Origin of the sequence: Moraxella sp. DOX410 (genome assembly GCF_032248735.1) — a bacterium.
In the GTDB taxonomy this organism is placed as follows: Bacteria; Pseudomonadota; Gammaproteobacteria; order Pseudomonadales; family Moraxellaceae; genus Faucicola; species Faucicola tetraodonis.
This window is the reverse complement of the sequence record NZ_CP135138.1, coordinates 1,999,943-2,021,706: the sequence shown is the minus strand read 5'-3', so window position 1 is coordinate 2,021,706 and position 21,764 is coordinate 1,999,943. Positions and strand designations below refer to the sequence as shown.

The 21,764-nt window shown below is 45.4% G+C and carries 19 protein-coding genes; 10 read left to right on the top strand and 9 right to left on the bottom strand.

The window, feature by feature from the left end:
• Positions 1–43: 43 nt before the first annotated feature.
• Positions 44–772 carry a phosphoribosylaminoimidazolesuccinocarboxamide synthase gene (purC, locus tag RNZ41_RS09020; RefSeq protein ID WP_050325481.1) on the top strand — a complete coding sequence of 243 codons (729 nt, stop codon included), beginning with the start codon at positions 44–46 and terminating at the stop codon, positions 770–772.
• Positions 773–943: 171 nt separating this feature from the next.
• Positions 944–2,044, top strand: a complete 1,101-nt coding sequence (locus RNZ41_RS09015) for an FUSC family protein (RefSeq protein WP_314027127.1) — start codon at positions 944–946, stop codon at positions 2,042–2,044.
• 99 nt (positions 2,045–2,143) lie between these two features.
• Here RNZ41_RS09015 and serB read toward each other — a convergent pair whose 3' ends face one another.
• Positions 2,144–3,145, bottom strand: coding sequence for a phosphoserine phosphatase SerB (gene serB / locus RNZ41_RS09010; RefSeq protein WP_314027126.1), 1,002 nt, complete (start codon positions 3,143–3,145; stop codon positions 2,144–2,146).
• An 81-nt stretch (positions 3,146–3,226) separates the two neighbouring features.
• Between serB and RNZ41_RS09005 the strand changes: the two genes are divergently transcribed.
• The 3 genes from RNZ41_RS09005 to RNZ41_RS08995 all read left to right on the top strand — a co-directional run bounded on the left by RNZ41_RS09005 (position 3,227) and on the right by RNZ41_RS08995 (position 5,576).
• Entirely contained in the window at positions 3,227–4,609 is a 1,383-nt protein-coding gene (locus RNZ41_RS09005) for a hypothetical protein (RefSeq protein WP_099807576.1), read from the top strand.
• Positions 4,610–4,718: 109 nt separating this feature from the next.
• On the top strand, positions 4,719–4,955 hold the full coding sequence (locus RNZ41_RS09000; RefSeq protein WP_007116151.1) for a PA3496 family putative envelope integrity protein: 237 nt from the start codon (positions 4,719–4,721) through the stop codon (positions 4,953–4,955).
• An 81-nt stretch (positions 4,956–5,036) separates the two neighbouring features.
• Positions 5,037–5,576, top strand: coding sequence for a YecA/YgfB family protein (locus tag RNZ41_RS08995; protein WP_060995305.1), 540 nt, complete (start codon positions 5,037–5,039; stop codon positions 5,574–5,576).
• A gap of 56 nt (positions 5,577–5,632) precedes the next feature.
• Here the strand turns inward: RNZ41_RS08995 and argG are convergent, their stop codons facing one another.
• The 7 genes from argG to RNZ41_RS08960 all read right to left on the bottom strand — a co-directional run bounded on the left by argG (position 5,633) and on the right by RNZ41_RS08960 (position 14,508).
• Positions 5,633–6,991 carry an argininosuccinate synthase gene (gene argG / locus RNZ41_RS08990; protein ID WP_062334910.1) on the bottom strand — a complete coding sequence of 453 codons (1,359 nt, stop codon included), beginning with the start codon at positions 6,989–6,991 and terminating at the stop codon, positions 5,633–5,635.
• 168 nt (positions 6,992–7,159) lie between these two features.
• Complete coding sequence (gene greA / locus RNZ41_RS08985) at positions 7,160–7,636, bottom strand: transcription elongation factor GreA (protein WP_007116148.1); 477 nt, start codon at positions 7,634–7,636, stop codon at positions 7,160–7,162.
• 261 nt (positions 7,637–7,897) lie between these two features.
• Complete coding sequence (locus RNZ41_RS08980) at positions 7,898–8,449, bottom strand: phosphatase PAP2 family protein (protein ID WP_203171446.1); 552 nt, start codon at positions 8,447–8,449, stop codon at positions 7,898–7,900.
• A 154-nt stretch (positions 8,450–8,603) separates the two neighbouring features.
• Entirely contained in the window at positions 8,604–11,849 is a 3,246-nt protein-coding gene (gene carB, locus RNZ41_RS08975) for a carbamoyl-phosphate synthase large subunit (RefSeq protein WP_314027125.1), read from the bottom strand.
• 111 nt (positions 11,850–11,960) lie between these two features.
• Positions 11,961–12,824, bottom strand: a complete 864-nt coding sequence (locus RNZ41_RS08970) for a PhzF family phenazine biosynthesis protein (RefSeq protein WP_314027124.1) — start codon at positions 12,822–12,824, stop codon at positions 11,961–11,963.
• Positions 12,825–14,018: a glutamine-hydrolyzing carbamoyl-phosphate synthase small subunit gene (gene carA, locus RNZ41_RS08965; RefSeq protein ID WP_314027123.1), complete on the bottom strand. Its 1,194-nt coding sequence runs from the start codon at positions 14,016–14,018 to the stop codon at positions 12,825–12,827.
• Between the two features lie 256 nt (positions 14,019–14,274).
• The gene (locus RNZ41_RS08960; protein ID WP_007116143.1) at positions 14,275–14,508 is read right to left on the bottom strand and encodes a hypothetical protein; all 234 of its coding nucleotides are present in this window, start codon (positions 14,506–14,508) and stop codon (positions 14,275–14,277) included.
• A 134-nt stretch (positions 14,509–14,642) separates the two neighbouring features.
• Here RNZ41_RS08960 and RNZ41_RS08955 point away from each other — a divergent pair, with 134 nt between their 5' ends.
• Positions 14,643–15,914: an FAD-dependent monooxygenase gene (locus RNZ41_RS08955; RefSeq protein ID WP_314027122.1), complete on the top strand. Its 1,272-nt coding sequence runs from the start codon at positions 14,643–14,645 to the stop codon at positions 15,912–15,914.
• A complete protein-coding gene (locus RNZ41_RS08950) occupies positions 15,911–17,158 on the top strand; it encodes an FAD-dependent oxidoreductase (protein WP_314027121.1) in 1,248 nt (415 codons plus the stop codon). The genes RNZ41_RS08955 and RNZ41_RS08950 overlap by 4 nt, the downstream gene beginning before the upstream one ends.
• 75 nt (positions 17,159–17,233) lie before the next feature.
• On the opposite strand, the gene RNZ41_RS08945 is transcribed toward RNZ41_RS08950, so the two are convergent.
• The gene (locus tag RNZ41_RS08945) at positions 17,234–18,448 is read right to left on the bottom strand and encodes an OmpA family protein (protein WP_065253621.1); all 1,215 of its coding nucleotides are present in this window, start codon (positions 18,446–18,448) and stop codon (positions 17,234–17,236) included.
• 517 nt (positions 18,449–18,965) lie between these two features.
• Between RNZ41_RS08945 and RNZ41_RS08940 the strand changes: the two genes are divergently transcribed.
• The 3 genes from RNZ41_RS08940 (at position 18,966) to RNZ41_RS08930 (ending at position 21,694) form a co-directional block, all read left to right on the top strand.
• Positions 18,966–19,595 (top strand): rhomboid family intramembrane serine protease, encoded by a 630-nt coding sequence (locus tag RNZ41_RS08940; protein WP_159675874.1) that lies wholly within the window; start codon positions 18,966–18,968, stop codon positions 19,593–19,595.
• Between the two features lie 143 nt (positions 19,596–19,738).
• Positions 19,739–20,674 (top strand): metallophosphoesterase, encoded by a 936-nt coding sequence (locus tag RNZ41_RS08935; RefSeq protein ID WP_314027120.1) that lies wholly within the window; start codon positions 19,739–19,741, stop codon positions 20,672–20,674.
• 105 nt (positions 20,675–20,779) lie between these two features.
• Complete coding sequence (locus tag RNZ41_RS08930) at positions 20,780–21,694, top strand: bestrophin family protein (RefSeq protein WP_007116136.1); 915 nt, start codon at positions 20,780–20,782, stop codon at positions 21,692–21,694.
• Positions 21,695–21,764: the final 70 nt, after the last annotated feature.

The window sequence follows — 21,764 nt, the reverse complement described above, 5'->3', positions numbered from 1 at the left end:
GAGCCAACCTTAGCCAATCTTAAACAGCCATTTGGGAATTACCATGCAAAAACTCGATTTACTTTATAAAGGCAAAGCAAAATCAGTCTTCGAAACTGACAATCCAGATTATCTGATTTTAGAATTTCGTGATGATACCTCTGCGTTCAACGGCGAGCGTATCGAACAGTTAGCGCGTAAAGGCAAAGTCAATAACCGCTTTAATGCCTTTATCATGCAAAAACTCAGCGAAGCAGGCATCGAAACCCATTTTGAACAGCAATTATCGGATGAAGAAGTGCTGGTCAAACGCCTAACAATGATTCCCGTCGAGTGTGTGGTACGTAACTATGCGGCAGGTAGCCTAGTACGTCGCTTAGGCTTGCAAGAAGGTCAAGCGTTGACTCCACCTACCTTTGAATTATTTTATAAAGATGACGGTCTGGGCGACCCGATGGTAAATGATTCGTTAGCGGTATCACTCGGCTGGGCAACGCAAGCTCAACTGGATGAAATGAAAGCCTTAACCTTTAAAGTCAATGACGTGTTATCAAAAATGTTTGATGACGGTGGTTTGATGTTGGTGGATTTCAAACTAGAATTTGGGGTATTCAAAGACCGTATCGTACTGGGCGATGAGTTCTCGCCAGATGGTTGCCGCGTTTGGGACAAACAAACCAAGAAAAAACTGGATAAAGACCGTTTCCGTCAAAGCCTAGGTGATGTGGTCGAAGGTTATGAAGAAGTTGCCCAGCGTATTGGCGTGTCTTTGGTTGATGAGTCAGGTCGATAAATCGGACGCATTCATCAAGCTAGCTAATCGCTACAGCGAATCTAATTAAGTCCAATTAAATTTGGATGACATGTGAAATAGATAAACATCTAAAACTGGGGCTTGCTCCAGTTTTGTGTTTTTAGCAGGTTATTTAAGTTTAAATTTAAGTTTAAATTTTTAGCCCTCAATATGATTAACAAAAGAGTCTTTCATTTGGACAACATTATCACTCACCAATATATCAAGCACCCGCTCACCACCTTAACCCAATTCAATCGCAATCCCAGACCTTGGCATATGCCGTTGTTTGTGGCATTTGCGATTAGTTTTCCAGTGATGGTCGGGGCGTATCTGGGTGATTTGCGCATGGGGCTACTCGCGTCACTCGGTGCGATGGTGATTTTAAACTTACCCTATACTGGGTCTTTATTGTCTCGCATGACCACGGTATTGGCGTGTAGTTTTGGGATGGTCGCGTGTTTTGCCGTTGGCTTGGTTGCCCATAACGTGCCCATCCTGACAATTCCCCTGATGTTTTTTGTGACCTTTTGGTGTACGCTTTTTAGCCGTTATTATAAGTTACCACCGCCTGCTGGGCTGTTTATCATCATGGCATCAGCGATTGCGCTGTTTATGCCTGCACCCGTGTCACAAATCCCACAGCTGATTGGCGTGGTGGCATTGGGCGCGTTGTTTGCGGGGATGGTGGCATGTTTTTATGCGTTACTACTGATTTATAACGAGCCTGTCTTGCCGGTAAAGGCACCGATGCCCGTGCAAGTGATTTTGGGTGATACGCTCATTGTATCGGCATTTATTGCTTTATCATTGCTGCTCGCGCTGTGGCTAGAGATGCCTAAGCCCTATTGGGTGCCGATGAGCTGCTATGTCATCATGCAAGGGATGAATTTTCAAAGCATATGGATCAAGCAGATACATCGTATTGTGGGTACAGCGATTGGTATGCTGCTAGCTTGGCTATTGCTATCGGTGCATTTGAGCGATATGGGTGTGGCACTAGGCATTTTTGGCATGATGTTTTGTATTGAGACTTTTGTGGTACGCCATTATGGGGTGGCGGTTATTTTTATCACCCCACTGACCATCTTTTTGGCAGAGTACAGCGCGGTGCAGCCTACCGCAATCAGTGAGATTATCGTCACGCGGTTTTGGGATACCGTGCTCGGCTGTCTCATGGGTGTGCTAGGCGGTATTGTCATTTTATCACCGATAGTGAGGCAAAAATTACAAGTCATCGTCGATAAAGTCGTGGCGAAATTGCCAATATAGCTTTTTTATCCAAAAAAACAAAAAAGCCACTCGATAATCTGGGTGGCTTTTTTATAATCTTTAAAACTCATCTTTAACACTAATGCTTAAAACTAACCGCTAACATGAATCGCTCAATCCCAAGACAGTCATCACCCCATCGAGTCCTGCGACCGTTACCGCATAATTCGCTTGGTCGCGCACAATCGGTTTGGCACGATAGGCTATACCGATATCAGCTAGCCCTAGCATTGGCAAGTCATTAGCGCCATCGCCGACAGCGACAGTCTCTGACAGCTTAATGCCTAGACGCTGTGCCACGGCTTGCAAAATTTCGGCTTTACGCTTGCCATCTACAATCGCTGAGGTGATTTCACCTGTCACTAGATTATCGACGATATCTAGGTCATTGGCATAACTTTCATCCATCCCTAAGCTGTTTTTCACGTATTCGGCAAAATAGTTAAAGCCGCCTGAGACCAATACCACATAGTAACCATGATTTTTCAATGCGCTAATCAAGCGTTTTGCCCCTGGGCTAAAGGTAATGTGATTGGCAATAATGTCTTCGAGCACCTCACTTGATAACCCTTTAAGCAAAGTCACACGGCGAGTAAAGCTTTCGGCAAAATCAATTTCCCCACGCATGGCAGATTCGGTGATCGTATCGACTTGCTCACCAATCCCGGCTTTTTTTGCCAATTCCACAATCACTTCTTGCTCAATCAACGTCGAATCCATATCAAACAACGCCAGTTTATGCGGGCGTACCAATGTCGCAAGGGGCATGACATTGATATCTACGTGATAGAGGTTGTTGGTGGCGATTTGTTTGATCCGTTGCGGTAAGTCGTTGATATCGCTATCTGATTCCAGCGTCACAATCCAGCGAATCGTCGTCACAGGGCTGGTTTGCTCAGCTTGGGCGAGCGTGTCATTGGCTTGCCAATCAAGCTCATTGACTAGGGTGTCTTGATGTAAGAGGCGAATGGCAGGGTGAAGGCTTGCAAGGGTTTGGGTTATTTGGTTCAATAGCCCCAATTCAAACTTGGCAGCGCTTAGGGTAATCGCGTAACTATGGGGGAAATGCTGATTAAGTTGATACAAAAAATTCGTCGTCATGGTAGTTTACCCCTTGTATGCCAAAAAAATAAACATGATAATGTAGCATTTAATCGCTCCTAAAGAAAGTTTAATCTACCCATGAATCATCTAGCCCCCCGTCAAGGCAAATTCGCTATTGTGCTCCTTATTAGTTTTTGTTTACATTTTTTGATGCTTACTTTTAGTAGTGAAAAATCCCAATACGAGCAGCGTACCCAAAAGGGTGAAAAAATTGTTGAACAGTTAGCCAAAGAAGCCATGGTGGGCATCACGAGCCAAGATAGAATTAGCCTGAGCGTCTTGGCAAACCGCTACCAAGTTGATCAGGAAGTCGCCAAGCTTGTCATCAGTGACCAAAACAATCAGCCGCTGGTGCAAACGGGACAAGCACAAAACGAAGTGGGGCAGGTGATTGACAAACCCATTATCCAAAACAACCAAGTCCTCGGTCACGCCACCATCATCATGAAAGCGGTCTCCAAAGGCGAGATTGTCAGTAGTCAATGGTTGTTTGTATTAGGGTCAGCAATTTTGCATGGGTTCTTATGGTTGATTTATGGCTATATGGCGCGCCCAACGCAGGAACAGCTTGCGCAATTGGGGGAAAAAGTCCAGCAGCATATCGCGCTTGCGCGTGGTAGCCTAGCATCCACCAACCCTGCATTGACAGCGGGTGGTGAATTGCAGTTAGACGAAGACACCTTGTACAATAAAGCAGGGGATAGCAGCGCGACCGCGCAACCTGCCGCCACTGGCAAAACCATCAATGATTTTTTAAATCGAGAAAAATCAAAATCTGCTAAAGACATTCCCCAAACCCAGCCCACAGCGACTGAGGCGACTGTCAATCTGGCTCAAGAAACGACAGTAGACAGTCAAAAACAGCCTGAAATCGAATTACAAATTCATTTTTACGACCAGTATCATCTGCTAAAACGGGTGGCACCTGAAGTTGCAAAACCGTATTTTCAATTGTGTAATCAGCTATTGATGCGCGCATCAAACAGCTTGTTTAATTCCTCAAACAATGTGTTAAATCGCTATATCAAAGACGTGTATATCAAAGGCAACTCGCATTTTAATGCCAAAGGCGCGGTCATTCATCTAGCAGGTAAAGCCGAGCAATTGCCACTGGCAGCGGTGCTGTTGTCAAAATTGTTGATTATCCTCAACCAAGTGGTATACGAAAAACACCGTGAGCTATCGCGTTTTGCCTTGCCATTAACCATCGGTACCAGTATCAGTCATCAATTCGATGACGTACAAAAACTGATGGCAAACCACGCCAAAGAAGATGGTTTATTGCTCCTGTATCCGCTGGATTTACTTAAAACGTTAGATGGTAAAGTGCAGTTTAAAAACCTGCAACATCCGACCACTATCACAGAGCGTGAGATGGTTTGGTACAACGGTTTATCAGAATCCTTGATGACCGAACTCATTGCCAAACGCGATGATATTTTGACCGCCACAGAAAAATAAAAGAATCATGGCTATTTTTTCTTTCGCCACTTGACTTGACCGACAAAACCCATTATAAGGCTTTATGAAATTGCAAATTTATCGAATCGACCAGCGAAAGGAGCAATAAATGGCTGATCCAGATATTGATGATAGCTTTGAAGATGACAATTTTGATGATGACGATGACGCGCGACTCGTAGATGACGACGCATCGGGTCGAAGTCGGGCAAGTAGTCTTGAAAAACGTCGTTTGATTGATAATTTATTGGAAGAAAAGCGTCTAGAGCGCTCACTTAAAGACAGTTTTGATGACGATCTTGATGACTTAGACGATGACGACGATTTTGACGATGATGAGTTGTAAGTCAAGCAAAAGGTTAATACACTAGGTATTAACCTTTCTTTTTTCAATCCGCTTTTTTGATAGCATACTAGGATAACCACCATGGATTTTGATGATTTAATCGATTTTTTAGACAGTGATGACAACGAATTTGGGCTATCGAGTATCGCTACACACGGCTTTTTAACCGCCTCTATCGTCGGCAAACCTTTACACAATTGGCAAACCTATCTTTTTGAAGGGCATGAAAAACAAGTCAAGCCAGAGGTGTTATCAGCCATTGAACAGTGGCGTGATGAGCTGCAAGCCATGCTGCAAGATGAGCGTGAAATTGAGCTGCCTTTTGATGTCGACGAAACTGACTATCTCGATATTGAAAACTCAGAAATCAGCGAATGGTCAGTGGGCTTTGTTGATGCCATGTATGCCAGCGATGACGAAGAAGATGATTGGTTTGATGATGACGACAGCGAAGAAGATGTGGCAATGCTGACGTTACCGATGATTTTGTTTAGTGGCATTGATGAAGACCAACCGGATATGCAAGAGCTACTCAAAGACCCAGAAACCATGAGCCAAATGGCACAAGCCATAGAAAAAAACATCGTTGAGTTGTTTTTGTTATTTCATACCAATGACTAAATGATGGGTTGTAACAAGCTAAGGGCGTATTAAATACGCCCTTTTTATTTACCGCATTATTTTTGCTCTAGTTGTGGTACGTCTGAGCCGTGGGCATTGGATAACAAACCCGATTGGCTATATAACGCCAATTTAGCACGGGTATCTGAAATATCTAGATTGCGCATGGTAAGCTGACCGATACGATCCATTGGCGTAAACGCCGCATCTTCCACTTTTTCCATTGATAGGCGTTCTGGTTGGTAGGTCAAGTTGTCAGATTTAGTATTTAAGATGGTATAGTCATTACCGCGGCGTAGCTCGATGGTGACTTCACCCGTGATAGCTTTAGCGACCCAGCGCTGGGCGGTTTCACGAAGCATCAAGGCTTGTGAGTCAAACCAGCGACCTTGGTACAACAAGCGACCTAGGCGTAAACCATTGATACGGTACTGCTCGATGGTGTCTTCGTTATGAATCCCAGTGACCAAACGCTCATAGGCAATGTGCAATAGCGCCATGGCAGGGGCTTCATAGATACCCCGTGATTTGGCTTCGATGATACGGTTCTCAATTTGGTCACTCATCCCAAGACCATGACGACCGCCGATTTCGTTGGCTTTTAAAATCAAATCCACTGGGCTATCAAAGGTTTCGTCATTGATTGCTACGGGCATGCCTTGTTCAAAGCGTACTGTTACCGTTTCTTTGTCGATTTTGACATTTTCATCCCAAAATGCCACACCCATAATCGGCTCAACGATGTGCATGCTGGCATCCAAAAACTCCAAGTCTTTGGCTTCATGCGTCGCGCCTAGCATATTTGAGTCGGTTGAGTAGGCTTTTTCTTTGGACATTTTGTAGTCAAAGCCATTGTCGATTAAGAACTGTGACATCTCGCTACGACCGCCCAATTCATCAATGAAGGTTTGATCAAGCCACGGTTTATAGATTTTAAGGGCAGGATTGGTGAGTAGCCCATAACGGTAAAAACGCTCAATATCATTGCCTTTATAAGTTGAGCCATCGCCCCAAACGTTGACATCATCTTCTTTCATGGCGGTGACTAGCATGGTGCCTGTGACCGCACGACCCAGTGGCGTGGTGTTAAAGTAGGGCATACCACCGGTGCTGACATGAAACGCACCGCATTGAATTGCAGCAATACCTTCAAGCGCCAATTGCAAACGGCAATCAATCAAACGCGCTTTGACCGCACCGTATTGGTCGGCTTTTTTGGGAATGGCGTTGTAATCTTCTTCGTCAGGTTGACCTAAGTTCGCGGTATAAGCGTATGGCAGCGCGCCTTTTTGCTTCATCCAAAGTAGCGCAGCTGAGGTGTCAAGTCCGCCAGAAAACGCGATACCGACTTTTTGTCCGACGGGGACAGATTGTAAAATGGTGGCGTTGTTAGTTGCGCTGTTGTTCGCATTCATGCTCATAAGCTTTCCTATCCAATTCTCAAAAAATAATCTGTAAAATCAACCTATCGAATTATTGTAACATTTTTGTCAACGTGTTTTTCGCCATTTTTTGACAATTACCCATAATTTGTCACAATAAAAAAGCCAATCATTTGATTGGCTTTATCGGCTAAATAGCGGTTATTGGTACAAGACTTCTACGATTTCGTATTCGACTTCACCGCTTGGGGTTTGGATTTTGGCTTCATCGCCTTCTGATTTGCCAATCAGACCGCGCGCGATGGGCGAGTTAATCGAGATTTTATTGGCTTTAAAATCCGCTTCGTCATCACCCACAATTTTATAGCGTTTTTGCTCTTCCGTATCGAGATTTTCAATCACTACCGTAACGCCAAACACCACGCGACCTTCTTGCGGTAGTTTGAGCGGATCGATGACTTCAGCGCCGCCCAATTTGGCTTCAATATCGCGAATACGGGCTTCACAAAATCCTTGCTGCTCACGGGCAGCATGGTACTCGGCATTTTCTTTTAAATCGCCATGTTCGCGCGCTTCGGCAATCGCCGCGGTAATACGTGGACGGTCAACGGTTTTGAGCTGTTTGAGCTCTTCTTCTAAAGCCGCGTGACCTTGAGGCGTCATTGGATAACGTTGCATAGGGGATTCCTTTTGTCACAAATAGGGATTCAAACGGCAAGATTGCCAAAGTAACAAGTCACAAAAAATGGTCATAAAATCTCGTGATTGACCACTATCTATTTTGTATAGATGAAAAAAACCATGCTAGACAGGGCTACTGCCTAACAAGGTTCTAGTAAAAAATCTGCTGTGCTGTGTCAATCACCACAATAACGGTATTTTACTTGATAACGGCTTGGGATGCAAAGCATTCACTCAATTGACTGTATGAGCCTGACATTACCAAGCCGAACTGATGGTAACGCCCACGGCTTTATTTTCATACCAAGGTAAAATAGTGGCATTGTCAAACGGTTGCGTCATCACCAAACCACTGACCACACCAAGCGCGCAGCCAGCAACCACATCACGGGTATGGTGCTTGTCGGCATCCACACGTGACCAGCCCACATAGGCGGCAGGAATCATTGCCATCGAGCCATAGCGCCAGCCATAGCGTTGACCGATGAAAGTTGCGCCCGCGCAAGAATCACTAGCGTGCCCTGATGGAAACGAGTAATCCTCGCCATTGGGACGTTCGCCCCACGCGGTGTCATTGGTGGCGTATTTGAGCGCGTAGGTAGCCGCCAAATTGGTTGCCATGGTTTTGCCTAATTGATACACGCCTTCTTGGTCATGTTTGGCAAGTGCCATACCTAAGCCTGCTACCGGGATAGCAATATGCAATATATCGCCCGCTTTTTCGCTATCGCTTTTGGCATATACCGTTGTCGTCGGCGCTAATACAGCGGCGAGCAGTATGACGTTAAAGGTCTTAGAAGGTTGTCTCATGGCATTCATACCCTGATTGTGGTTAGTGGTCAAAACATTGATAAACATGGCTATACTTAGGGCAAACCCAGTCTACACCCTAAAGCTTAGGATTATCTTAGCCCATAAAAAAATACTGACAGCGGTGGCTATCAGTATTTTAGACTAGCGGTGGTTATTCCTGTGTCTGTGTATGTAGCGCTTGGAGCTTATACACATCAAATGGTAGCTGCACTTTATACGCTTGGGTAACTGCTGCCGCGGCATTTAAGGTAGTCACATTAAATACTTTATGCTGTAAAGCTGAGCGGCGAATCGAGAATGAGTCTTCATGCGCTTGTTTGCCTTCAGTGGTATTGACCACAATCGCAATCTCACCGTTTTTGATGGCATCGACGATATGTGGGCGACCCTCGGTAACTTTATTGATGCGCTCACAGGCGATACCTGCTTCGGTCAAGATTTTTTGTGTACCTGAGGTTGCCACGAGTTTAAAGCCATACTCGGCAAATTGTTTTGCCACTGGTACCAGATTGGCTTTGTCGCTTTCACGCACTGATAAGAACACTTTTTTAACTTCATGTTCCACTGGCAAACCGGGCAATCTATCATTACTGCCGATGATGGCTTTGTAGTAAGCTTCACCAAAGGTTTGACCCACGCCCATGACTTCACCCGTCGATTTCATCTCAGGGCTTAAGATGGGGTCAACGCCTGGAAATTTGGCAAAAGGGAAGACCGCTTCTTTGACCGCAAAAAATGTTGGAATCACCTCAGTGGTAAAGTTTTGTTCCACAAGCGTTGTGCCCGCCATACAACGCGCAGCGACTTGCGCAAGTGAAGTGCCGATGCATTTTGATACGAAAGGCACCGTACGTGAGGCACGCGGATTGACTTCAAGAATATAAACCACACCATCTTTGACCGCGTATTGGACGTTCATCAAGCCCACCACACCCAGCTCTTTTGCCATCGCCACGGTTTGTTCGCGCATCACATCGCAAATTTCTTGGCTAAGTGAATACGGGGGGATTGAACACGCTGAATCACCTGAATGCACGCCCGCTTGTTCGATGTGCTGCATGATACCGCCAATCACCACGTTGGTGCCGTCAGAGATACAATCCACGTCCACTTCAATCGCATCATCCAAGAAGCGGTCAAGTAACACAGGGGCTTCATTGGACGCTTGTACGGCTTCACGCAAATAACGACGCAGTTCGTTTTCGTTGTAGACGATTTCCATCGCGCGACCGCCCAACACGTAAGAGGGACGGACAACTAGGGGATAGCCCACTTGCGTCGCTTTGACGATACCGTCTTCAGTGCTGGTCGCCAAGGCATTAGGTGGCTGAGTGAAGCCCAATTGCTGAATCATGTGTTGGAAACGTTCACGGTCTTCTGCACGGTCAATCGCATCTGGGCTGGTACCGATAATATGCACGCCAGCGGCTTCCAGTGCGCGCGCTAATTTTAATGGCGTTTGTCCACCGTACTGCACAATCACGCCTTCGGGTTTTTCGATGCGCACGATTTCAAGCACATCTTCTAACGTAATAGGCTCAAAATATAGACGGTCAGAGGTGTCATAGTCAGTGGAAACTGTTTCAGGGTTACAGTTGACCATGATGGTCTCATAACCATCTTCACGCATTGCCAAGGCAGCGTGCACGCAGCAATAGTCAAATTCAATACCTTGACCAATGCGGTTAGGACCACCGCCGATGACCATGATTTTTTTGTTGTTGGTTGGATTGGCTTCACATTCGTCATCATAGCTTGAATACATGTAAGCGGTTGACGTCGAAAACTCCGCGGCACAAGTATCCACGCGTTTGTACACAGGATACACGCCCAAATCCCAACGTTTTTTACGCAGTTGTTTTTGTGAAATACCAAGCAGCGTTGCCAAGCGTAAATCTGATAACCCTTTACGTTTGAATTGACGCAAGTTGTCGCTGTTCAAACCGCCAAAGCCAGTTTCTTTCACCGATTTTTCCGTTTTGACGATGTCTTCAATTTGCACTAAAAACCAAGGGTCAATGCGAGTAAACTCAAACACCTCATCCATGCTCATACCAAAACGGAAGGCATCAGCAATGTAGAAAATACGGTCAGGAGTGGGGGTTTTTAACTTAACTTTTAAGGTACTGCGAATGGTATCGTCGTCTTGATTGAAATCAAGATACTCATCAAAACCATTTACGCCAATCTCAAGACCGCGTAACGCTTTTTGCATCGACTCTTGGAAGTTACGACCAATCGCCATCACTTCACCCACCGATTTCATTTGGGTAGATAAGGTGCTGTCAGCTTGGGGAAATTTTTCAAAGTTAAAGCGCGGTACTTTGGTCACCACATAATCAATGGCAGGCTCAAAGCTGGCTGGGGTCAAGCCGCCTGTAATGTCATTGCTGAGTTCATCGAGGGTGTAGCCGACCGCAAGTTTTGCTGCGATTTTGGCAATCGGGAAACCCGTGGCTTTAGATGCCAAGGCAGATGAACGGCTGACACGTGGGTTCATCTCGATGACCACCATACGACCGGTTTTTGGGTCAATACCAAATTGTACGTTTGAACCACCGGTCTCCACGCCAATCTCACGCAGCACCGCCAATGACGCATTACGCATGATTTGGTATTCTTTATCCGTCAAAGTCTGAGCAGGTGCCACAGTGATAGAGTCGCCAGTGTGGACACCCATAGGGTCAAAGTTTTCAATCGAACAGACGATGATGCAGTTGTCTTTTTTGTCACGGACAACTTCCATCTCGTACTCTTTCCAACCGATTAGGCTTTCATCAATCAATAGTTGGTGAGTGGGCGATAAGTCAAAACCACGCTCACAAATCTCGACAAATTCGTCACGGTTGTAAGCGATACCGCCACCCGAACCCCCCATGGTAAACGACGGGCGAATGATGCAGGGAAAGCCGACTTTGGCTTGAATGGCGAAGGCTTGTTCCATGGTTTCGGCCACTTCGGCGCGTGGGCACTCTAAGCCGATTTTTTTCATCGCTTTATCAAATAAATTGCGGTCTTCGGCTTTTTCGATGGCGTCTTTGGTCGCGCCAATTAGCTCACAGCCATATTTGGCGAGTACGCCATGCTTGTCCAAGTCTAACGCACAGTTGAGCGCGGTTTGTCCGCCCATGGTTGGCAAGATGGCATCGGGGCGTTCTTTGTCGATGATACGCTCTACCGTTTGCCAGGTGATAGGCTCGATATAGGTGGCATCTGCCATGACGGGGTCAGTCATGATGGTGGCGGGATTTGAGTTAACCAGAATGACGCGGTAGCCTTCTTCACGTAAGGCTTTACAGGCTTGTGCGCCTGAATAGTCAAATTCACAGGCTTGTCCGATGACGATAGGACCTGCGCCAATGATAAGAATGGATTTGATGTCGGTACGTTTTGGCATTGCTTTACACCCTTTTTAACTGCATTACTTAAAATTTAAAATAAAAAACTGAGTACTAACTGATGTTTTAAAATCCTAATTTTAAAAAAAGCGCGATTAACGCACTTTTTATTATAAATAAAACTCACCTTTGCCCACTTCGATGACATTGCCACCCACAAAAATGTTTTGCTCATTATCGACGTTGAGCGTCAAGCGGTTGGGTCTGCCCATGTCATCGCCTTGGTGAATGGCTTTGCTTATCGGATAGTGATTTTGGCTAATAAAATACGCCCCCAAATTGGCACATGCCGAACCTGTGCCGCTATCTTCTACAAAGCTATTATTTTGCTCAGAAAACATCCGCGAATGGATAATCTCACCATCATCAAACCAATAATAAATAGACGGCTCTTCGGTGGTTTTAAAGGGATTATCAATGTTCAACTCACGAAGTTTTGCCATGTCAATTTGCACATTAGCTAGCGCTTGGCGATTGGTTAATTCAACCAAGATTTGCTGTGTGCCGCTATTGATAAAATAAGCATGACCTACAAAATCGTCCGTATTTATACCGCTTAACGCTGCCAAACTAGCCTTATCAGCATTAATTTGCTTAGCCTGATAACCCTGAATTTTGATTTGTATACGGCTATTACTGGTAAAAATTTCTACTGCCTTGGCTTGTGTATTAACCACAAATTGACTGGGCAAGTCATTAAGACTTTTTAAAATAAATCCCGAGCCAAGCGTTGGATGTCCTGCCAGTGGCATTTCATAATTTGGGGTAAAAATACGTAAATTGGCGACGGCTTTTGTACCATGTAAATCAGTTGGCGCAAAGATAAACACCGTTTCACTCAAGTTAAACTGCTGAGCAATCGACTGCATTTGCTCATCATTTAGCCCATCGGCATGGGGAAATACGGCAAGCGGATTACCACCAAAATGGGTTTCGGCAAAGACATTAACCAGGTGAAAAGGGTATTGTTGCATTTACGCTTTCGCCTTTGCCATCATAGCTGCGAATTTATCAAATAGTGGCGCACAGTCATGGGGTCCTGGGCTTGCCTCTGGATGTCCTTGAAAACTAAACGCAGGCTTATCGGTCAGCTCGATGCCTTGATTTGAGCCATCAAATAATGAACGATGCGTCACTTTAATATTGCTAGGAAGCGTACTTTCATCCACCGCAAAACCGTGGTTTTGTGAGGTAATCATCACCGTACCTTGCTCAATATCTTGTACAGGGTGGTTGGCACCATGGTGACCAAATTTCATCTTCAAGGTTTGCGCGCCGCTAGCCAGTGCCAATAGCTGATGACCTAGACAAATCCCAAACAGCGGAATATCAGTCTCGGTGATGATGTGTTTGATGGCATCAATGGCGTAATCACATGGGGCAGGGTCGCCAGGACCATTGGATAAGAAAATACCGTCTGGGTTATGTTTGAGCACTTCATTGATAGGCGTTTGGGCAGGCACAACGGTGACATGACAGCCGCGGTCAACGAGCATGCGCAAAATGTTGGTTTTGACGCCAAAGTCATACGCCACGATGTTAAATTTTTGCTCAATGTCAGTGCCCAATTCTTTAAAGCGACCACAAGTTGGGCTCACTTCTGGACTCACCAGTTGCCATGAGCCTTGCGTCCAGGTAAAACCCGCTTGGTCACAGCAGACTTTCGCCAAATCCATGCCTTTGATACCGGCAAAGCTTTTGGCAAGTTCGATTGCTTTGGCTTCATCGAGCTGACCGTCGCTATCGGCAGTCATGATACAACCGTTTTGTGCGCCTTTTTCACGTAGTAGGCGAGTAAGTTTACGGGTGTCGATATCAGCGATGGCAACGGTGTTATGGTTAATCAGATATTCGCTTAGTGATTGGCTTGAGCGAAAGTTACTGGTTACCATGGTCAAATCACGGATAATCAATCCGTTTGCCCACACTTTATGGATGCGACCTGACTCTGTGTCTTCATCGTTGGTGCCAGTGTTACCGATATGCGGGTAGGTTAAGGTGACGATTTGCTGGGCGTAGCTTGGGTCGGTTAAGATTTCTTGGTAACCTGTCATGGCTGTATTAAACACGACTTCACCAACGGTATGTCCGCTAGCACCGATGCTGCGACCATAAAAAACCGTACCATCTGCCAATGCTAAAATTGCTTTTGCGTAATTCGTGTTCACCTAGTGCCTCCGCTCGTATCCTGTGTTCTACCTATGTGTGCGACGGTAAATTATGCCCAGTCAATGCATATACTGTAAAAAGTATCGCCCACAAAAAAGCGAGAAGACATTGATTTTAAAGAAAATAGCTAACTGGTTTTAATGCGTTACCAGTCTGTGCCATTAACTTTATCATGCCAACTCGCTAAGGTTTGATTTTGCCTATTTTAACAGAACATCACAAAAAAAGGTAGCCAAAATTTTTGTCGAAATCAGTCTAAAAAGTACGTAAACTTGGTTGAAACAAACCGACCACAAACCAAATCGTTTCAACAATCCAAATGATCAGTACATACAAGCGGATTTGCTCGGCTGTCCAATCTAGCGAAAACCAGCCAATTAGCCACCACGATTGCCAACCTTCTAACCATTTTGCGCCATTTCCCAGCAGCACCCAACCATAAAATATACTGCTAAGCAAAAACAGCAACAACCATTGCAGCACTGGCATTTTGCTTATTCCTTTAACATTTGCTTTATGGATTTTACCCAATTGCCGCCACAAAGCGCGTAAGGATTTGTGCTAAACTGGTAAAAAATTCTGATAAGGTGCGCTTTAACCGCCCTTTAAAAAAGAGAACAATCATGAATATTCTTACCCCCCAAACTGTGGTGATTATCGGCGGCGGCAATGTGGGTTTATCCTTTGCTTTACTGCTTGCCGACAAAGGCATCTCAAGTACGTTACTAGAAAAAGCCAAGTGTCCGACCATCAGTCCTGATGATGACTTACACCGCGAGCAATTTGACAGCCGTAACATCGCGCTGTCACGCCGTACGGTACAAATTTATCGTGGTATCACCTTTAATGGCAAAGCGCTATGGGATGACTTGCAAAGCCATGCCTGCCGAATCGATGAAGTTAGTATCAGTGAAGAAGGTAGTTTTGGTAAAGCGACGCTCAACAAAGAAGCCGAAGGGGTGGAAAGTTTTGGACAAGTGATGGAAAACGCATGGCTTGGCAAAAAATTACTGCTCGCCGTGCAAAACAATCCGCTGATAACTTTGCTAGATGGTGCCACCTTGACCGATATACAACAGACGGCAACCGATGTCACCATTCGCTTTGACCAAGCCCACCAAGCTTGCCAAACCTTAACGGCTGATTTATTGGTGGCTTGTGATGGTCAAAACTCGCCAAGCCGTCAACTACTGGGCATTGGCGCAACTTCACACGATTATCACCAAGTCGGTGTCGTGGGCGTGGTGATGACTGACAAACCGCACCATCATCAAGCGATTGAACGCTTTAATAAAATGGGCGCAGTTGCCGTGTTGCCTTTGGTTGATGCGTTTGATATCGGTCAAGGGGATGGACGACAAGCCCAGCAAGGCTACCGCCGCTCTGTGGTATGGGTGTGCCCAAAAGGCGAAGAACAGCGCTATCTGGATGATGACCAATACTTTCTTAAGACCATTCAACAAGCCTTTGGCAGCCTAGCAGGCAAGTTTGTCAAAGCGGGTAAACGCGGCGCGTATCCACTGGTGAAAATATTGGCAGATAGCCAAATCAAAGGTCGCTGCGTCATCATGGGCAATGCCGCCCACACCTTGCACCCTGTGGCAGGACAAGGCTTTAACCTATGTATGCGCGATGCTGATACGCTCGCCAAGATGCTGGCACAGCAAGTGATGCGCGGCGAAGATATTGGCGATAATAGTATGCTACAAACTTATGCCAAACGCCGTAAAGCCGACCAAAAACGGGTAGAAATTTTCTGCGATACGGTGGTGTATGGTTTTATGCACCAAAATCCCTTGCTCAAAATCGCGCGTAACGTCGGACTTATTGCCTTTGATAAAGTGCCATTTGTGAAGCCAGCTGTGGCTACCTTTGCGATGGGGCTGAAGTCATGAAAAACACTACATTAATCATCGGCGGTGGTGTTGTTGGCGCGACATTGGCGTTAAAGCTTGCCCAAGCGCGCCATCCTGTCACCTTAATCGATGCTCGCCCACACCTCACTCAAGCCGATTGGCGCGACAAACTCACCGAGCGTGATGCTCGTGTCTATGCGCTAAGTGTTGCCAGTATCAACCTACTCAAAGAGGTCGGTGCATGGCAGCGTATCGAACAAAGCAAACGCAAAGCCGACTATACCCAAATGCAGGTATGGCAAACCAATGGCGTGGGTGAGCTAAATTTTGGTGATGCTCAAACACCGCAATTATTGGGTAGTATGGTTGAGCCCTTTATCATCGAAAAAGCGCTGTATGACGGTTTTGACGATGAGCGTCTTGTCCATCAGGGTCAATCTTATTTGCGCCATATTGCAGGGCATAAGGTCACTGATATTGCGTGGCAAGGTGAAGATTTGGGGTATCAAGTTAGCTTAGATAATGGCACCACGTATCAAGGTAAGCTATTAATCGGGGCTGACGGGCGCGGCTCTATGGTACGCCAAGCGGCAGGGATTGGGTTAGATACTTTGGCGTATCAGCAGACGGCAATCTGCTGCGCCATCAAAACCGAGCAGCCACACAAGGCGACAGCCAGACAAGTGTTTTTACCGACAGGGCCTTTGGCACTATTACCGTTGGCAGATGTGACGGCTGACGATCAGGCGAACCCGCAACATTGGCAATCGGTGGTATGGACATTGCCGACCAATGCGGCACTTGATTTACTCACACTCACGCCAAAAGAGCTTGCCAAAGAACTCGCCTTTGCCAGTGGCTATGCCTTAGGGGATATCACTGAGATTGAGTCAATCGCCAGTTTCCCACTGAGTGCCCAACATGCCAAAAATTATGTCAAAGCTAACTTGGCGTTGATTGGCGATGCCGCGCATGGGGTGCATCCTTTGGCGGGACAAGGCTTAAACTTGGGTATGCTCGATATCATTGCCTTGAGCGATATTTTGCAAAAAGATTATCAGCGTTCAGGCAACAAGCTATGGGCAAGTTTTGCCACCTTACAGCGTTATGAGCGTCAACGCTACGCTAATAACGCGATGATGATGCACAGTTTTTCAGGGATTAATTGGATTTTTGGCACACAGTTGCGTCCGATTCAGCAGCTACGCAGTGAAGGCGTGAGCATGGTTAGCAAAATCACACCCTTGATGAAATTTTTTACCCAAAAAGCCAGTGGCATCTAAAAATTTTTAACAGCAAAAAAAATCCTCGATAAGCTATCGAGGATTTTTAACGATGAATCAACCGTGAAAGGTGATTTATTTCGCTGGGCTTGCAACCGTGGTAACAGTTGTGGTAGCAGTGGCAGGAATTGCGTTGTCATCAATAATGTATGCATCGACACGGCGACCTTCTTGGTCTTTACCCGCAGCACCTGTCGTGTCTTGTGGTTTGATTAATTCAAGTTGTGATTGCGGCACACCATTGGCTACCAAGAATGATCTAACTGCTTGGGCACGCTCTTTTGCTAATTTTTCATTGGCAGCAGCATTACCTGTGCTGTCGGTATAACCACTGATACCGATTTTTTTGCCTTGTTTAGCGGCTTCAAGGATATCATTGGCTTTTTCTTTGGCATTACCAGCAACCTGTGCTTTACCGGTAGCAAAGTAGAAGCTTAGGCGACCGTTTTCAAATACCACTGAAGGCTCAGTACTAGAGATAGTTGTCGCAGTGGTTTCAGTAGTCGTCATCGTTGTGCCAGAAGCCATTGGCATACTTGCAACAGCCGTATCAGTAGCGGACGCTACAGCTAGGGCTGAGGTATCTGTTGCACTTGCCGCAGAGACTTCAGTTGTGGTAGTGGTTGTCGTTGTTGAAGCAGTGGTAGAAGCCACAACTGGCGTCGCGACTGGCTCAGTTTTGTTACATGATTTTAATAAAGCCCAAGCGAGTGCACCTAAAATCAACAGACCAATAATTGGTAGTAACATTTTCATCAAGCCGCCTTCTTCAGCTTTTGGCGTAGCCACCAGATGCTCCTCTGTACGAGTGGTCGTTTTGACAGTAGGCGTGGTGGCTGCATGCGCAGGCGACAAATTCAACATAGTCAAAATCCCTGCTGGGATAAATGTATATGCCCAAGCAGGAATCACAGAAGCCACAGACGCAATATTGTTTGACAAGAAAGTATTTAGCGGTGTCGTACCGGCTAGTGAGCGTAATTCACGCAGTACCAGCGGGGCAGCGCGGCTTACTAAAGAACTGGTTTCTTGCTCTGGTACACTGTAATGACGTGAGAGCTGTTGCACTAGATCTGTACGATGGGTGGTATCTGGCAGGACACGGTCAAAAAAGCTGTTGTCATCATCAGCGATAGTAGCGTTAGCAAAGCTATTAGAGATGTTACCGTCAGCCAGACGTGCAACTAAAATAGCGTATAATTTTTCTAATAAAGATGAGCGGTTGGCATCCGTTGCATTATTTAAAAGAACGGGTGTTACTGTACGGGTTAAATGTTCAATGATATTCATAATTTAAGCCTCAAGAAAATGAAGGGTTATCAACCACCATAAAACCAATGTATTATTTTTATATCCAGCACACTAGCCAATAATTCTATTATATATTTTCAAAAATTATTATTTATGGTTGTTGGGTTTATTATTGCATTGCTATTTAATTTACGCTTAACAATACTGAGAAAAACTGCCGCAAAACAGGGGGTTTTGTTAAGTCTTTTGCAGTATTACTCAAATATAGCTAATAAATTAAAGCAAAATCGGCACGCCTTCAGTTATGTTAAGGTAACTATTGCGTAAATATTGTGTTAAAAATTCAAATCGTCCCCATTTTGGGTAAACTTGGGTAAAAGTGTGTTGCTCAAATTTGAAGGCTTTGTCATTAGTTTCATACTACAAAGTTAGCGTTATACTGCAAGACAGCTTTAGGTATCATCTACATCAATAAATTCACATTTGGCTTATTGAGATAATACGCTATCTTTATCATAATCCTACTTATCATTATTTATTGCTATTTTGAGGTGTTATGTCACTTTTTTCTAACCATACTTTATTTATCATTATTATTACGGTAGTTGTCAGTTTATTAGCTTGGCAATCACCCCAACTGATGCAAAGGTTAATTTTTTATCCGCCTGCGGTGCAGCGTGGACAAGTCGATCGCTTTGTTACTCATGGTTTTATCCATGCCGATGGGATGCATTTGTTTTTTAATATGTTTACTTTGTATTCGTTTGGACAAGCGGTGCAGGGATTGTTCATGTCCAAACTCGGCAGTCTAGGGTTTGTGCTGTTTTATCTTGCTGCTTTGGTGGTGGCGATTATGCCAACCTATCTTAAACAAAAGGACAATCCTCGCTATAGCAGCCTAGGGGCATCGGGGGCTGTTTCAGCAGTAATTTTTAGCTATATTTTAATGAATCCTTGGTCGACATTGTTGCTGTTTGTGATTCCTGTACCTGCGATTGTGTTCGCGGTGGCGTATGTGGCGTATAGTGTGTGGGCGGATGGGCAAGGTCGCGGTAGTATCAATCATTCGGCACATTTGGTGGGTGGTATTTTTGGTATGTTAGCCACGATTGCCATTGAGCCCGGTATTGTGGCGCATTTTTTTAACCAATTAATGCACCCAAGATTTTTAGGCTTTGGTGGCTAACATTTGGGGGCAAAAAATTGCGTGGCGCCGCTTGCCTGATTACAGCTTGCCCATTCATAGGTTGTACAGCCACAGGTTGCCTAGTTAACAGTCGCTTGGCTGGTTAACGGTAAAGTCGTAAAAAGCAGTAAAAGGTAAAAAATATGATTTATGATGTGATTGGTGATGTGCATGGTCAGGCAGATAAACTCATTGGGTTACTGACGCAGTTGGGCTATCAACATGATGGTCAGTGTTTTCAAGCGCCTCCTAATCACCAAGCGATTTTTATAGGCGACTTGATTGATAGGGGCAGTCAACAGCTGCAAACCTTATCTATCGTATTTGCGATGATTGACCACGGGCAAGCGCTCGCGGTCATGGGTAATCACGAGTATAATGCGTTAGCTTACGCAACACCCGATGCCCGCGATGCAAGCCAATATTTACGACAACATAATGATAAAAATACCTCGCAGCATCAAGCGTTTCTTGATGAAGTAGGGTTTGGTAGTGAGTTGCACCAGTTTTGGCTCAAGCGGTTTTATGAATTACCGCTGTGGCTAGCATTGGATGATGCGTGTTTTGTGCATGCTTGTTGGGACAGTGATGCGATGGCGATTTTAAAACCGCTGTTAACAACCGACAATCGCTTGACGCCCGTTGCGCTACAAAAAACTAGTGAGGAAGGCACGCCACCTTTTGAGGCACTGGAAAGAGTGCTTAAAGGTGTGGAAGCGCCGCTACCTGAAGGCATTCATCTAGTCGATAAAGAAGGTCATCAACGTAAAAATGTACGGGTACAATGGTGGCAACCGAGTTTGTCGTTTCAGCCGATTCACCAGATTGCGCGCGCCAGTCAAGAAGATTTGATTCATATTCCTAAAGACACGCTGACCGCTGAGATTTTGTTTGGGCTTGACCATGATAAACCTATTTTTGTCGGTCATTATTGGCTCAATGGCACGCCTGAGCTACTTAGTCATCAAGTGGTCTGTGTGGATTATTCTGCTGCCAAAGATGGGTTTTTGACGGCTTATCAATTTGATACCGATCATCCGGCTTTGACCTCAGCGAATTTTATTCAATATCAGCATTGACCCAAAGCTAAACGGTAAACTGGGTGTAACATAATTTAAAATATTTGTTTAAAGCTTACGGCTAAAAATGATAGCCAGTGAGCAAAAAATTAAGATGGGTTAGGTATGATTCGACGTCCGATTGAGCCGCTAAAGATGCTATTTGTGCTGCAAGGCTCGTACTTTAAACGGCTGATTGTGCCACAAGTTTTGTTGTTTATTTTCTCCTTTTTCATCTATTTTTATCAAACCCATATCGCCACCGAGCCTGTACCGCTCAATCCTTCGGTGTTTGCGATACTCGGTATCTCACTTGCGATTTTCCACGGGTTTTGTAATAACGCAGCGTATGATCGATTTTGGGAAGGGCGCAAGCTGTGGGGCACGCTGGTTTGGCTAAGTCGCAACATCGCCCGTCAAGTGATGACACTGCCGAATGTCAGTATGGCGGAAAAACAAGCCTTTATCCGTCATCAAATCGCTTTTGTCCACAGTCTACGCCAACAGCTGCGGAGTGAGGATAATACAGCAAACCTGCAGCGGCTATTAACGGTTGAAGAACAGCAAGCCGTGGTTGGGCAAAACTTTATTGCCTTACGCTTGACCCAAATCATGGGGCAGATGCTCGCCAACTGGCAAGCCGAGCAAAAAATCGATGTTTGGCAGTGGCAAAGCTTAGATAACACCTTGGGTGAAATTGCCCATATCCAAGCGGGCTGTGAACGCATTAATAACACACCGATTCCGTATGCCTATTTTGTGCTGCTGCATCGCACTGTGTATCTGTATTGCTTTATGCTGCCATTTGGACTGGGCAATGCGATTGGCTGGGTAACGCCATTTGTAGTCAGTTTTGTCGGCTACACCTTTATGGCGCTCAATGAAATCGTCGATGAAATCAGCGAGCCGTTTGGTACGGGGGAAAACGAATTGCCCTTAGGGATGATGTGCGATACGATTGAGACGCAGCTGGCCATGCTTAGTCATCAAAAATTTGCCCCTGAACAAAAGCCGCGAGTACCCGCCAATGTGGTGATATAGTTGCCTCATAGATTTTGATTTTCAAGGGTAAAAAATCATGCTATATTAAGTTTTAACCGTGCATTTCATG